General features: G+C 62.4%; 13 protein-coding genes, 1 tRNA gene and 1 pseudogene. 11 read left to right on the top strand and 4 right to left on the bottom strand.

Translation table 11 applies throughout. The annotated features are described in order from the left end of the window. Nucleotides 1-104: 104 nt before the first annotated feature. Both M9955_21710 and M9955_21705 read left to right on the top strand, forming a co-directional pair. Entirely contained in the window at nt 105-1112 is a 1008-nt protein-coding gene (locus M9955_21710) for a hypothetical protein (protein ID MCO5084260.1), read from the top strand. An 86-nt stretch (nt 1113-1198) separates the two neighbouring features. Further along, nucleotides 1199-1684, top strand: coding sequence for a hypothetical protein (locus M9955_21705; protein MCO5084259.1), 486 nt, complete (start codon nt 1199-1201; stop codon nt 1682-1684). A gap of 9 nt (nt 1685-1693) precedes the next feature. Here M9955_21705 and M9955_21700 read toward each other — a convergent pair whose 3' ends face one another. Together M9955_21700 and M9955_21695 are read right to left on the bottom strand one after the other, a co-directional pair. After that, the gene (locus M9955_21700) at nt 1694-2056 is read right to left on the bottom strand and encodes a hypothetical protein (protein MCO5084258.1); all 363 of its coding nucleotides are present in this window, start codon (nt 2054-2056) and stop codon (nt 1694-1696) included. A gap of 11 nt (nt 2057-2067) precedes the next feature. Next, entirely contained in the window at nt 2068-3009 is a 942-nt protein-coding gene (locus M9955_21695; protein ID MCO5084257.1) for a hypothetical protein, read from the bottom strand. Nucleotides 3010-3294: 285 nt separating this feature from the next. Between M9955_21695 and M9955_21690 the strand changes: the two genes are divergently transcribed. The 4 genes and pseudogenes from M9955_21690 to M9955_21675 all read left to right on the top strand — a co-directional run bounded on the left by M9955_21690 (nt 3295) and on the right by M9955_21675 (nt 6009). Further along, nucleotides 3295-4203 (top strand): hypothetical protein, encoded by a 909-nt coding sequence (locus M9955_21690; protein MCO5084256.1) that lies wholly within the window; start codon nt 3295-3297, stop codon nt 4201-4203. A 304-nt stretch (nt 4204-4507) separates the two neighbouring features. Then, nucleotides 4508-4798, top strand: a complete 291-nt coding sequence (locus tag M9955_21685) for a DUF982 domain-containing protein (GenBank protein MCO5084255.1) — start codon at nt 4508-4510, stop codon at nt 4796-4798. A 91-nt stretch (nt 4799-4889) separates the two neighbouring features. Next, a complete protein-coding gene (locus M9955_21680; GenBank protein MCO5084254.1) occupies nt 4890-5246 on the top strand; it encodes a hypothetical protein in 357 nt (118 codons plus the stop codon). Then, nucleotides 5243-6009 (top strand): annotated as a pseudogene (locus M9955_21675) (IS5 family transposase). The gene M9955_21680 and the pseudogene M9955_21675 overlap by 4 nt, the downstream one beginning before the upstream one ends. 218 nt (nt 6010-6227) lie before the next feature. Here the strand turns inward: M9955_21675 and M9955_21670 are convergent. Continuing rightward, a tRNA-Lys gene (locus tag M9955_21670) sits at nt 6228-6303 on the bottom strand. Between the two features lie 206 nt (nt 6304-6509). On the opposite strand from M9955_21670, the gene M9955_21665 reads away from it, so the two are divergent. The 4 genes from M9955_21665 to M9955_21650 all read left to right on the top strand — a co-directional run bounded on the left by M9955_21665 (nt 6510) and on the right by M9955_21650 (nt 11464). Beyond that, nucleotides 6510-7256, top strand: a complete 747-nt coding sequence (locus M9955_21665) for a cytochrome c biogenesis CcdA family protein (GenBank protein MCO5084253.1) — start codon at nt 6510-6512, stop codon at nt 7254-7256. Nucleotides 7257-7329: 73 nt separating this feature from the next. Next, nucleotides 7330-8688: a bifunctional UDP-N-acetylglucosamine diphosphorylase/glucosamine-1-phosphate N-acetyltransferase GlmU gene (gene glmU, locus M9955_21660; protein ID MCO5084252.1), complete on the top strand. Its 1359-nt coding sequence runs from the start codon at nt 7330-7332 to the stop codon at nt 8686-8688. Between the two features lie 138 nt (nt 8689-8826). Then, nucleotides 8827-10650 (top strand): glutamine--fructose-6-phosphate transaminase (isomerizing), encoded by a 1824-nt coding sequence (gene glmS, locus M9955_21655; GenBank protein MCO5084251.1) that lies wholly within the window; start codon nt 8827-8829, stop codon nt 10648-10650. 142 nt (nt 10651-10792) lie between these two features. Continuing rightward, nucleotides 10793-11464 (top strand): DUF502 domain-containing protein, encoded by a 672-nt coding sequence (locus M9955_21650; protein ID MCO5084250.1) that lies wholly within the window; start codon nt 10793-10795, stop codon nt 11462-11464. Between the two features lie 188 nt (nt 11465-11652). Here the strand turns inward: M9955_21650 and recG are convergent, their stop codons facing one another. Next, complete coding sequence (gene recG / locus M9955_21645) at nt 11653-13773, bottom strand: ATP-dependent DNA helicase RecG (GenBank protein MCO5084249.1); 2121 nt, start codon at nt 13771-13773, stop codon at nt 11653-11655. A gap of 199 nt (nt 13774-13972) precedes the next feature. Here recG and M9955_21640 point away from each other — a divergent pair, with 199 nt between their 5' ends. Beyond that, nucleotides 13973-14143 carry a hypothetical protein gene (locus M9955_21640; protein MCO5084248.1) on the top strand — a complete coding sequence of 57 codons (171 nt, stop codon included), beginning with the start codon at nt 13973-13975 and terminating at the stop codon, nt 14141-14143. Nucleotides 14144-14175 lie beyond the last annotated feature (32 nt).

Below are 14175 nucleotides of genomic sequence, written 5' to 3'. Positions count from 1 at the left end.
GAAGGGTTGGAGCATTCACGGGATTCCCGCGATACAACATCCACACGTCATTTTGCGCCTGCGCGCAGACCTGATAGCGTTGGCCGACAGTCGGGGGAGGTGTCATGCCGCTTGTGTCGCAGCTTTTCAGCGGAGATCAGCGCCTGGAGGCCTGTCTCGTCAACGACCAGGCACACCTCACGATCGGCACGCGAGGACCGTTCGTCAACAAGGTGCAGCGAGCGTTGCTCGTCCTCGCCGACGCTTCCATCAGTCAGGCCGACGTCACGACGATGACCTATGGGACGTCGACCGCCGGCGCGGTTCTGGCCTACAAAACGCAGCGAGCCATCATCAATCGTGCGTACCAGTCGAAGCCTGACAACATTGTCGGCAAGATGACGATCCGCGCTCTGGACGAGGAGATGGCCAGGATCGAGCGGACGAGCCCTCGCCGGAATTGCTGTGGAGACCCCATCGGCGGCAGCAGCGCCGGACGCGCGCAATCATCGCAGTTCGCGGCCACGCAGGCTTTCGGCGTCGGGGAGACCCGCATTGGCTTCGAGTTGCCGAAGGTGCTTCGCGTCGGTTGGCAGATCACCAATCTCGGTGTCCAGACGGACGGCCGCCGCCATACCGATATGATGGATGCCGGCAACCAGTTGATGGATAATCTGCTCATCGTCCCCGTCGGCGGCGATCTCAGGTTTGTGGCGCCGTTCGATTATCCGATGACGATCGATGCGAAAGTGCCGTCAGACGTTTTCGGCCTGGCGAAGGCCGCGATAAAGGCGCGGCCGATGTTTCTTTCGGAACTGCGCGTCATCGTCCATCCGTTCGTATCCACCGCGCCGGAATTCGGCATCACCGACGGCGGCGCGTTTGACGGAAAGATGTTTCCGAACTTCATCATCATCAACTCGAACAAGACGCGGCCGGACCGGCTGACATTGCTGCACGAGATGATTCATGCGACCGGCCTGACGGTTCATGACGACGATCCGGTGGCGCCCACGACAGTCAGGGATCCGACGAGCGTCTTTTCGATCAACGACAAGCGGGATCACATACGGCCGGAACACCTCGAGCGCCTGGGCAAGATGCCGTGGTGCGACTTCTTCCCGACGCTTTAGCAGAGTGAACAGCCGCCTGCCGTGAGACTTCCAACCTCTCGCGTCCAGGCTTATTGACTTGGAAGCATGATTCTTCGGCCTATCGCATGAAACAGACCGCAGTTCTCTTTCTGGTGGTGACCATCCTGACAGCGTTGCTGGCGGCGCTGAGCATCGCCGTCCAGACGAAAGGCTATCCGCACGGGGCCACCGGGCTTTCCCGGCTCGACGCTCTTGCAGGCGCGGCGACGTTTGTGCCGTTGGCCGCCTTGTATGCCTTCGCAGCGATGCTGATCGTCCTTGCTCCGGCCCGCGCCGCAGGCTTCATGTATGCGAACGCCGCCAGTCCGATCTTTTCTGCCTCGGTCGTGCTCCTGGCGGCGATCGTCGGCCTTCAGGTCGCCCGCGCCGCTTTCGGCAGCATCGCGGCGTTGGGTGTGTTTCTCGATTGGCAGTTCGGATTCGCCGCTGCGATCCTGATTGCACATCAGTTCCTTGATGGATTCCGGCGCAATGTCCTTACGCGGACACTCGGCTTTGTGCTGTTTGTCGCGGCAACACTCGCGTGCCTTTATTGGAGTTTCAGGCTGTAGGCTGCACGCTTATCCGAGCCGGGTGCAGCGGCGGCCGCGCGTCTTCTGCGGCAGATCCCGCGCTTCGTTGAGCTCCTTATCCATCGCAGCAATCGTCATGATGCCGACGATGTTGTCGGCGCTCGTCTGGTAGCTGGTGTTGATGACGGCCCGCGCCTTCTTGTAGGCGAGTACGGCGGCTGCGGTCGATTTGCCGTAGGTGCGGGTTCTTATTTCCTCAGGGTCGATGACGGCGTTGTCAAGCACGTCTAGCGCCTTCTTGATGCGCGCGACATGCTCGCCCTTCGCACCCGGCACGACATGCGCGGCATGGCTGACCGCGCACATCTGCAATTCCCTGCATTCGCGGAACAGGACGGATGTCAGAGCCATGTTGACAATCCCTATGGCGTGTTGCCGGACTTGTTGAGGATTTCGATATGCGCTTCCTCAAAACGCTCGATACCTTCGATGCCGGAGCCCGCCATGATCGAAAAGATGGCAGTGTGTCCAAGACCCATTGCATGGCCAAGCTCGTGCTCCAGCGTCATGGCGCGGCTGCGGTCGGACGTATTCCATTCGACAAAACAAAGCTGCCCGATCTGGACCCCGACAAGCGGCGCGTGCGTAATTTCGAAATCCCAGCCGAAAATGCAGACAAACCGAGCTGCTCGAGCCGCCGGCGGGACTTTCGCGCGTATGTGGCGAAGCACCGTCGAATCCTCGCTGCTGTACTCCGTGATCTGCTTGCCGAGGACGATGGGATTGCCGAGCTCGATGTCGCTCTCGACGTGATAGATGGTGGGGTCGTCGATCAGCGTCACATTTGCCGTGTTCCTGTAGATCTCCTTGGCTCGCGCGACGCATGCGCGGATCTCGTTCTCGGTGAAGGGGTTCTCGGTGACGATGTCGGTCAGCCGGCAGGCGCTCATGGTGACCATGACTTCCGACTTCACGCTTAGGCGCATCGACGCCAGGGGGCCGCCGCCAGCCGCCCGCAGCACGATTTCGGTGTGCCCCGCCGCCAGACCGCGCACCTCGAATACCATGTGCATTCCGGCCGGCAGGGCCTGCCGGAAACGGTCCGGCGTCGGCGGCGGCACAAATTGCGCGGGGGACACGGTGCTGGTGAAGGTGCGGCGGCCGAACTCGGCGAGCGGCTTGGCAATCTCGACGACGCAGGCGAGATCCGCCGGCGAGGTGGCGCTGATCATGCGCAGGCCGCCGACCGGCAGCATCTGGTAGATGAGCGCACTGTTCGTGAACTCGACGATGCCGCCATCCTCGCGGTCGAACTTCTCGAACGCCGGATCTACCGGTTTTCGGAATCCATGAAAGTCGGCCATCCGCGCCCACCCCCGCAGGCCTGAAACTATATGAGCGCCTGATTGCCGCGTAAAGTGGAAGAGGTCGTTGCCGGCACTTCACGAAGGCCGCCGTCGAGGAAATGCGGCGCCACACAGGCCGAAGGGAACCTTTGGCCTCCAGGGATGTTTGCCAGATCATTCACTGGAGGGCTTCCCCATGCATGGCATCATCTATCTGGTCGGTCTCGTGGTGGTCATCATGGCCATCTTGTCGCTGTTCGGCCTGCGCTGAACCCGCTCTCAAACGCAAGAAGGAGAGCTGAAATGGCGATAACCGACGTTCCCGCGGCCGTTCAGGTCGAGGTTGGAAAACAGACTGACACATCATACGTCGATTGGCCGGCCATCTTCGCCGGCACGGTGTTGGCTTCGGCGATTTCCCTGGTGTTGCTTACCTTCGGGTCAGCCTTGGGACTGTCATTGACTTCGGCGCATGAGAACACAGGCATTTCGATGGTCGGCTTCTCGATCGCCGCGGCGCTGTGGCTGATATGGGTTCAGGTGTCGGGCTTCATGGCTGGCGGATATCTCACCGGCCGGCTCCGCCGCCGCAATTACGACGCGACGGAGAAGGAATCGGATATCAGGGACGGCTCTCATGGCCTGACCGTCTGGGCGCTCGGAGTGCTGATCGGTGCGGTCGTGACGTTCTCGGGCGTGGCGACCGCAGTTTCCACGGCGACGAATGCGGCTACGACGCTTGTCTCTGGAGCCGCGAGCGGCGCTGTCAATGCCGCGGCGGACGCTATCTCCGACAACGATCTGCTCGTGGATCGCCTGTTCCGCGCGCCTGCCGGTGCTCCGGCAACCGCCGATGCGGCAAGCGCGGCAGACCAGCGTCAGGAAGTGAGCCGCATTATCCTTTCGTCGCTGGCGTCGGGGGAAATGGATCAGGCTGACCGGCAGTATATCATCGACACCGTCGCTGCGCGGACAGGCATTCCGGCGGAGGAAGTTCAGCAGCGTGTCGATCAGGTCTGGACGCAGGCCCAGGAACTCGAAACGCAGGCCAGGGAAGCTGCCGATCACGCACGGCGCATCGCTGTCGTCGCGGCCTTCATCACAGCGGCATCGTTGATGATCGGAGCCGCAGGCGCCTATTACGGCGCCGTCATGGGCGGAAACCATCGGGACAAGCAGACCGTGTTCGAAGGGTGGAGCCGCCCCTGGTAGCAGCTTCTCCGTCAATAAACGACCGCCCTTGGCCGATGCTGAGGGCGGTCTTTTTATTTAGCAGTTGCGCAGATTGAAATCTGCCTTCTACGGGAATTGTCGGAAAACCAAGGCCCGCCGGTCGCCTGTGTGCGGCGTGATCCCGGCGGGCATTTCTGTGCTGTTCGAAGCACAGACTAGACCCCGGAAATGTCGTCGTCGCAGAAATGTTCCGTACAAAAACCAAGGCAGGCTCCTTTGTGCCGCTTGAAGCTGGGCAATGTTTTCCTAAATCGAACGCATCTCGCATTTCGCTGGAGGAAACATGATTGGCACGTTCGCTAAGCCCGTTTCGATTCTCATTGGCCTCGGCTTCCCGACCAAGATCCGCACCGCAAACGGTGCGCTTATCATCCTTGATGACTGGCGACAGGCTCGTGACGCGAGACATGCCGCTGCCATTGCTGCGTGCCGGGATGCGCTGCTCGGCAAAGGTACGGTAGAGGATGCTCGTGCAGCGTTCGTCGAATTTGCTCGTCACGCGGACATACTGATTGAGGACCCCAAGGTGACACCTGCGATCGCGAGCAAGGCTGGCCGGGACGCGCCCGCCTAGGCCGTAAACCCATAAATCGGGAAGCGTGTTACACCAGTAAGTTGTCTGCTAGACCATGGGTTGTTTATCTCTGCGGCAAGGGGCTCATGTTTTGAGCGTTTTCGGGTTTAGTAAGACGGACGAGGTTTGGGGGCTGAAGCGCAGCATCGTCCTGGATATGATCGATTGGTGGATCGAGAGCGCCGGTCCTCGACCCTATCTCGTTAAGATCAAGCAGAGCTATGGTTACGGATACAACCATGGTGACCTCACCGAGGTCGGGGACGCCGACAAGGCCGAATTGCGCGATCTTGTGCAACTGATGCTGAGGTTTGGGTATGAGAACGAATTGCGATTGGACCCGGCCGCGATGTCGCGGGTGCGGGAAAGCCTTATCGAGCTTGAGAGGCTCATTAATGGCGATCTGGAAGGCACGCCGCTCCATCGGCAGATGGACGGGTTGTCATGAACCGCTACGACCTGACCGACTTTGAGTGGCGTGCGATCCAGCCGCACCTGCCCACCAAGGTGCGGGGCGTGCCCCGTGTTGATGACCGCCGCGTTTTGAACGGTATCTTCTGGGTTCTGCGCTCAGGCGCACGATGGGCCGATCTGCCCACCCGCTATGGTCCGCCCACCACGATCTACAACCGCTTCAACCGCTGGCGCAAAGCCGGTGTGTGGGACCGCCTGATGGATGCCATCACCAAGGCTCGCGACGGCAAGATACAGATGATCGACACATCCATCGTTCGCGTCCACCAGCAGGGTGCGGCGGCAAAAAGGGGGATCACGATCACTGTCTCGGTCGTTCCCGAGGCGGACTGACAACCAAAATCCACTCACTCGTTGATGCCACGGGCAGGCCGATCAAGCTGACGCTTACACCGGGCCAAAAGAGCGACATTGCCTCGGCGGAAGACATGATCGCCGATCTGCCGGAAGGTGCCATGCTCCTGGCCGACAAAGGCTATGACGCCAACGCATTGCGCGTCGCCGTGAAAGAGAAGAAAGCCTGGGCCAACATCCCGCCAAAGGCCAACCGGAAGGAGCCGATCTGCTTCAGCCCCTTCCTCTATAAGGCGCGCAACCTTGTGGAACGCTTCTTCAACAAGGCCAAGTAGTTCCGCCGCGTGGCAACCCGCTACGACAAGCTCGCCGAAAACTACCTCGCCGCCCTCAAGCTCGTCTCAGTCCGAATCTGGCTCCGAGGTAATGAGTCTACGTCCTAGGAACATTGGTCCAGCGTCGCGCTTGAGACGCCGAGTTCATCGCGGGGTAAAACGTGAAAGGCCCGTCGCCGGGTTTCTGGCGGCGGGCTTATCTATATGCCACGGACTTGCCGCCAATTGCTGAAAAGCGCGCCATCGCGCTGAACCAACGCGAAGGCGCATAAAACCGACAAATGTTACCGTAAGAGCCGGTAACCCTCTGTTTTATCGAGAGGTATTGGTGAGCGCGCTGGGACTCGAACCCAGGACCTACTGATTAAAAGTCAGTTGCTCTACCGGCTGAGCTACGCGCTCCCGAAAGGCGGCAGACGCCGCCCAGGAAAGTGCGGCGGAACATAGGGAGAGAGAAATAGCCGGTCAACCGAAAAAGCGGGCGCTCTGATGAGCCTCGGGCCGGTGCTGCGGCAATGCACCACGCAACGGTGATTGGCGTCGCGCCATCCGCCAATCTATATGCCCGCTGGCGTGTTCAATCCGTCGAATCCGGCGGGCGAGGGAAGATGGCAGTCGACATCGGATATCTGACCGCGGCGGGGGCGGGCGCGCTTTCTTTCCTCTCTCCATGCGTGCTGCCGCTGGTGCCACCCTATCTCTGTTACATGGCTGGTGTCAGCGTCGAGGATTTTCGACAGGGCGCGGACAAAGCCGTCCGCCAGGGTACGCGCGCCGCGCTGCTTGTCGCCTCGCTCGCCTTCGTCCTCGGCTTCACCACGGTTTTCGTGGCGCTTGGCGCGGGAGCCTCGACCATCGGCCGCTTCCTGCGCGCCTGGCAGGAGCCGCTGGCGATCGTCGCGGGCATCCTGATCATCATCATGGGCCTGAATTTCCTCGGTGTCCTGCGCATTCCGCTCCTGTCGCGCGAGGCGCGTTTTCAGTCGCAAGGCAAGCCGGCCAGCGCGGCGGCAGCCTACGTCATGGGACTCGCCTTCGCCTTCGGCTGGACGCCGTGCATCGGTCCCGTGCTAGGCCCGATCCTGACGCTTGCCGGCGGCAGCGCGACGGTCGGGGAGGGCGCCTTGCTGCTGCTGGTCTATTCGCTCGGCCTCGGCGTGCCGTTCATCGTCGCTGCCCTGTTCTCGGGAGCCTTCATGCGCTGGATGTCCGGTTTCCGCGCCCATCTCGGCCGTGTCGAGAAGGTAATAGGCGGCCTGCTCGTCGTCGCGGGCATCCTTTTCATCACCGGGGGCATCCGCACTGCTTCCTACTGGCTGCTCGAAACCTTTCCGGTCTTCCAGCAGATCGGCTGATCACAGCCTCGCAATTGGCGGATTACCGGGCGAATGCTACAGGCTGAAACCTGTTCGAACGCCGGAATCACCCATGACCGCACGCAACTGCCTGTCGATCATCCTCGCCGCCGGAGAGGGCACGCGCATGAAGAGCGCGTTGCCAAAAGTCCTGCATCCGGTGGCTGGCCTGCCCATGCTCGGCCATGTGGTGAAGGCCGCGAACACCTTGGGCGGTGATGTCGCGGTGGTGACCGGTCACGGCGGAGAGCAAGTGCGCGACGCACTGGCGAAACTCGCGCCTGAAGCAGCCACCTTCGTTCAAACGGAAAGGCTCGGCACCGCACACGCGGTTCTGGCGGCGCGGAATGCGATCGCGAAAGGCTATGACGACATCCTCGTCATGTTCGGCGACACGCCGCTGATCGAGGCGGCGGCGCTCGCGGCAGCGCGGACGCCTCTCGAAACCGGTGTGGCCGTCGTGGTCATGGGCTTCCGCACCGAAAATCCCACGGGCTATGGCCGGCTCATCGAGGACAAAGGCGAGCTGGTCGCCATCCGTGAGGAGCGCGACTGTTCCGAGGAGGAGCGGCGCATAAAATTCTGCAATGGCGGGTTGATGGCGATCGCCGGCGAGCATGCGCTGTCGCTGCTCGACGCCGTTGGCAACGGCAATGCGAAGGGCGAATACTATCTCACCGACATCGTCGAGATCGCGCGCGGCCGCAATCTGCGCGTCGTCGCGCAGGAAGTGGCCTTCGAGAATGTGCTCGGCATCAACAACCGCGTCGAACTCGCCGACGCCGAGGCCATATGGCAACGGCGCAAGCGCCGCGAGATGATGCTGGACGGCGTCAGCCTCGTCGCACCCGAATCCGTTTTCTTCTCCCATGACACGAAGATCGGCCAGGACACGGTTGTCGAACCGCATGTCTTCTTCGGGCCGGCCGTGGAGATCGAATCCGGCGCGGTTATCCACGGATTCTCCCATCTCGAAGGGGCGAAGGTGGCCGCGGGCGCACAGGTCGGCCCTTATGCGCGCCTCCGCCCCGGCACGGACCTCAAGGAAAAGGCGAAGGTCGGCAATTTCTGCGAGGTGAAGCAGGCGACCATCGAGAAGGGCGCAAAGGTCAACCACCTGACCTATATCGGCGATGCGCGTATCGGCGTGGAGGCGAATATCGGCGCAGGCACCATCACCTGCAACTATGATGGTTTCAGCAAATTCTTCACCGACATCGGGCCCGGCGCTTTCATCGGCTCGAACTCGTCCCTTGTTGCGCCCATCACCATCGGCGCGGGCGCCTATGTCGCCTCCGGCAGCACCGTTACGGAAAACATCCCGGACGATGCGCTGGCGTTCGGCCGGGCAAAGCAAACCACGCTTCCCGAACGGGGAAAGCGGCTGCGCGACCGGCTTCGGGCAGCAAAAGAAGCAAAACAGGCCCGGTAACCGGTTTTCAATCGCCATCGGTCATGATTGATCGCGGCGCTTCCACCTGACACGAATAGAAATCGAATGTGATTTCTGTTCGCGCGACCGGCAGGCCTACACACGAGCTGACCAAAACGGCGGGAATCGAGGTTTTGCATGTGCGGCATTGTGGGGATCGTCGGCCATTCGCCGGTGGCGCCTCTGATCGTGGACGCGTTGAAGCGCCTCGAGTATCGCGGCTATGATTCAGCGGGCGTGGCGACCATCGAGCATGGCGAGCTCGCCCGGCGGCGCGCCGAGGGCAAGCTCATCAACCTCGAGCGCCGGCTCAACGCCGAGCCGCTCGACGGCACCATCGGCATCGGCCACACGCGCTGGGCGACCCATGGCGTGCCGAACGAGACGAATGCGCATCCGCATTTCTCCGATGATGTCGCCATCGTCCATAACGGCATCATCGAGAATTTTGCCGAACTCCGCACAGAGCTTGAAAAGGACGGCTACAAGTTCACCTCGCAGACCGACACCGAAGTCGTGGCGCATCTCGTGTCGCGGGAGCTGCGGCGCGGCGCGAGGCCCGTCGATGCCGCCTTCCGCGCGCTGAAGCGTCTGCGCGGGGCCTTCGCGCTGGCCATCATGTTCAAGGGCGACGACGACCTGATCGTCGGTGCGCGCAACGGGCCGCCGCTCGCGGTCGGCCATGGCGAGGGCGAGATGTTCCTCGGGTCGGACGCGATCGCGCTCGCGCCCTTCACCAATTCCATCACCTATCTCGAGGACGGCGACTGGGCGGTGATCCGCCGAAACCAGATCCAGATCTTCGACATGGACGGCGAGCCCGTGCAGCGCGCCCGCAAGCAGTCGATCGGAACGAGTTTTCTGGTCGACAAGGGCAACCACCGCCACTTCATGCACAAGGAGATCCACGAGCAGCCGGAAGTTATCTCCCACACGCTCGGCAATTACATCGACTTCACCAACGGCAAGGCCAAGGCGCTCGAACTGCCTTGGGATTTTTCCAAGGTCGACCGGCTGGCGCTATCCGCCTGCGGCACGGCCTATCTCGCCGGTCTGGTGGGCAAATACTGGTTCGAGCGGCTGGCGCGGCTGCCGGTGGACATCGACGTCGCCTCCGAATTCCGCTACCGCGAAATGCCGCTGTCGAAGAACAGCGCGGCGCTATTCGTCTCCCAGTCCGGTGAGACGGCGGACACGCTGGCCTCGCTCCGCTACTGCCGCAAGGAAGGCGTGCCGATCGGCGCCATCGTCAATGTGCGCGAATCCACCATGGCGCGCGAGGCGGATGTGACTTTGCCCACGCTCGCAGGGCCGGAGATCGGCGTGGCCTCGACGAAAGCCTTCACCTGCCAGCTTTCGGTGATGGCCGCGCTCGCCATCCGCGCAGGGGTTGAGCGGGGCCATATCTCGGCCGAGGAGGAGCGGAAGCTCGTGCAGCAACTGGCCGAAGCGCCTCGCCTCGCCACGCAGGTCATCAAGCTGGAAGAACAGATCGAGCGTGTCTCGCGCGAGCTCGCGCATCATCGCGACGTGCTCTATCTCGGCCGGGACACCAGCTATCCGCTGGCGCTGGAAGGCGCGCTCAAGCTCAAGGAGTTGTCCTACATCCATGCCGAAGGCTATGCGGCGGGCGAGTTGAAGCATGGCCCGATCGCGCTGATCGACGAGAACATGCCGGTCGTCGTGATCGCGCCTTACGACCGCATCTTCGAGAAGACAGTTTCGAACATGCAGGAGGTGGCCGCGCGCGGCGGCAAGATCATCCTCATCACCGACAAGAAGGGTGAGGAGCATTCGACGGTCAAGACACTCGAAACGATCGTCCTGCCCGACGTGCCGGAGATCATCGCGCCGATCCTTTATGCGCTTCCCGTGCAGATGCTCGCTTACTACACCGCCGTCTTCATGGGCACGGATGTCGACCAGCCGCGTAATCTGGCGAAATCGGTCACGGTCGAATAAGGTGATCGCCGCGCATCGCTGCGGCTTGCCGTCGGCGTTTGCGTTCTCCGTCTTATTTGATTGTCCAAAGCGTGGCGCGCTGCTCTAATCGGTTGCATCGCACAATCGGGATAAGCATGTCGTCACCACAGGACACACCGGTATGACCCGTCTCAGGAACTATTTCCTGACGGGAATCATCGTCACTGCGCCGCTGGCGATCACGGCCTATCTGGCGTGGACTGTGATCGGCTGGGTAGACGCATGGATGAAGCCTTATATCCCGGCGCGCTACAATCCGGACACCTATCTCGATTTTCCGGTTCCTGGCGTCGGCCTCATCTTCGCGTTGCTGATGATCACCTTTATCGGCTTCGTCACGGCGAACTTCGTCGGACGCGCCATAGTCGGCTTTGGCGAGCGCCTGCTCAACCGCATGCCGCTGGTGCGCAATGTCTACAACGGCCTGAAGCAGATGTTCGAAACGGTTCTCGCCAACCGCTCCGAACTCTTCAACAAGGTCGCCCTGTTCGAGTATCCGCGCAAGGGAAGCTGGTCGATCGTCTTCATCGCCAAGCAGCAGGACACCGAAATCAACCGGGCGCTTTCGAAGCAGCACAGCCGTACCGTGGCCGTGTTCCGCCCGATCACGCCCAACGTCACGACCGGCTATCTGCTGTTCGTGGACGAGCGCGACCTCATCCCCCTCGACATGAGCGTGGAGGACGCGGCCAAGATGCTGATCTCCGCCGGGCTGGTCGGTCCGGAGATCGAGGAAAAGACCAGGGCGTTGGTCGATGTCGCCAAGGAGCTGCGCAAGAAGGCGACGGAGTAGGGTGCGCAATCTTCCTTCTCCCCTTGTGGGAGAAGGTGGCCGAGCGAAGCGAGGTCGGATGAGGGGTCTTGGAAGAAATGAGGCGTTGCGATCCGTCCAACACCCCTCATCCGTCGCCTTTTCTCGTCCTCGCTACGCTCGGACGAAGGCTCCCCCTTCTCCCACAAGAGGAGAAGGGGGAGCCTGCCTCACCCAGCCCTCAGCAGTCTTACCGCCTCGTCGCGCCCGAACAGATAGAGCAGCAGCCTTATTGCCTGCCCGCGCTCGCTTTGCAGGTCCGGGTCGCGTGCCAGCAGCAGTCGCGCATCGTCCCGCGCGATTTCCAGCAGATCCGAATGGTGCTCGATGCGCGCCACCAGAAAGCCGGGCGTGCCGGATTGGCGCGTGCCCAGCAATTCGCCTTCGCCGCGCAGTTTCAGGTCTTCCTCGGCAATGACGAAACCATCTTCGGTATCCCGCATCACAGAAAGCCGTCGTTTCGCCGTTTCGCCGAGCGGGTCCTTATAGAGCAGCACGCAGGTCGAGGCGCGGTCGCCACGCCCGACGCGGCCGCGCAACTGGTGGAGCTGCGCCAGCCCGAAACGCTCGGCATGCTCGATGACGATGATCGTCGCGTCCGGCACGTCGACGCCCACCTCGATCACCGTCGTCGCTATCAGCACGCGCGTCTCGCCGGCCTTGAAGGCGCGCATCGCCTCGTCCTTCTCCGCGCCTTTCATGCGGCCATGGACGAGTCCCAGCGCATCCCCGAAAACCGGTTTCAGCGAATTGAACCGGTCCTCCGCCGACATCAGCTTGATCTCTTCGGATTCTTCCACGAGCGGGCAGATCCAGTAGATCTTCTGGCCCTCCTCGACGGCCGAGCGCATCCGCCCCACCAGCTCCTCCAGCCGTTCGAGCGGCAGCGTGACGGTCCTGATCGGCTGGCGGCCGGCGGGTTTTTCCGTCAGGCGCGACACGTCCATGTCGCCGAAGGCGGTCAGCACCAGCGTGCGCGGGATCGGCGTCGCCGTCATCACCAGCATGTCGGGCGCGTTGCCCTTGGCGGTGATGGCGAGCCGCTGGTGCACGCCGAAACGATGCTGCTCGTCGACGACCGCGAGAACGAGGTCCTTATAGTCCACGGCCTCCTGAAACAGCGCGTGCGTGCCGACGACGATGTTTATCTGCCCGCTGGCGAGCCCTTCCAGAACCTCCGCGCGCTCGCGGCCCTTCTCCCGACCAGTCAGGATCGCGGCGTGCATGCCGGCCCGCTCGGCCAGCGGCGCGATGGTGGCGAGGTGCTGTCGCGCGAGGATTTCGGTTGGCGCCATGATCGCGGCCTGTCCCCCGGCCTCAACGGCGCGCGCCGCAGCCAGCAGCGCCACGACCGTCTTGCCCGAACCGACATCGCCTTGCAGCAGCCGCAGCATGCGTTCCGGCTTAGCGAGGTCGGCGTTGATTTCCTGCAATGCGCGTTCCTGCGAGCGCGTGAGCGAATAGGGCAGGGCGCGGCGCACGGCCTCTTCCAGCCTGCCGTCGCCTGTCAGCGGACGTCCCGCCAGCCGCCTCGTCCGCGCCCGGACAAGCGCCAGCGAGATTTGCCCCGCAAGGAATTCGTCATAGGCGAGCCGCCGCCACGCCGTGCCTTCCGGCGCAACATCGGGCGGATCGGCAGGATTGTGCAGGCGGGTCAGCGAATCCGCAAGCGACGGAAAATTCTGCCGCCGCATGACGTCCGCGTCCTGCCATTCCGGCAGGCCCGGCAGCCGTGCCAGAGACTGCCCGATCGCGCGCCGCAGCACTTTCATCGAAAGGCCTGCCGTCAGCGGATAGACCGGCTCGACCAGCGGAAGGCTCTCCGCATCTCCAACACGCGCGATATGGTCGGGATGGACCATGCTCGGGCGGCCGTTGAACCACTCCATCCGCCCGCTCACGATGACTGTCTCGCCCTCCGGCAGCGCCTTTTCGAGATAGGCGGCATGGGCGTGAAAGAATGTAAGCGCCATCTCCCCCGTCTCGTCATGGACGTAGACACGATACGGCACGGAACGATTGCCGCGCGGCGGCGGCTGGTGGCGATCGACCCGGACTTCCAGCGTGACGATGGCGCCTTCCGGAGACAGCGCGATTCCCGGGCGGTTTCGGCGGTCGATGACCGAATGCGGCAGCGTGAAGATGAGATCGCCGACGCGCGCCTCCCGGCCGCCGAGATCGGCCGGCACGACATTCTCGATCATGCGCGCGACCTTCGGCCCGACACCTTCCAGCGAGGTGATCGGCACGAAAAGCGGATCGAGAAGCGCGGGGCGCACGTTCAGACGAATCCCCGTTGCGGGGATTTGGCAACCGACCGGCAAGAATACGAGTGGAATATTCGCATCGATCCGACTTAGATATGAATGGCGGGGCGATGCAAGGCCGCGAGCCTTTTCCGGCCCGGGTACGCGCTACGGAAACAGGGAACCCGGCGCTGCGCATGCCGTTGTCAGGCAGCGGCGGGTGATTTTCCGGAAGGAGGTTGCCGTGAACAATCCTAAATTGAAGACCGAGCGGGTCGAGGATATCGAGGCGTTTGCGTTGAAGCACGGCATCAGCGCCGAGGACGTACAGGACTTGATCGACCGCGTCGGCAATGATCTTCAGGCGCTCGAGGATGCTGTGCTGGTGAAGCAGGCAGAAGCGCCGCAGCCTTGAGGAGCCGGGAGTATCTTTTCTAAGCTGGTGTC

This window comes from Rhizobiaceae bacterium (genome assembly GCA_023953845.1).
Classification (GTDB): Bacteria; Pseudomonadota; Alphaproteobacteria; order Rhizobiales; family Rhizobiaceae; genus Arvimicrobium.
The sequence above is the reverse complement of the archived record's forward strand: the minus strand, read 5'-3'. Positions and strand labels throughout refer to the sequence as shown.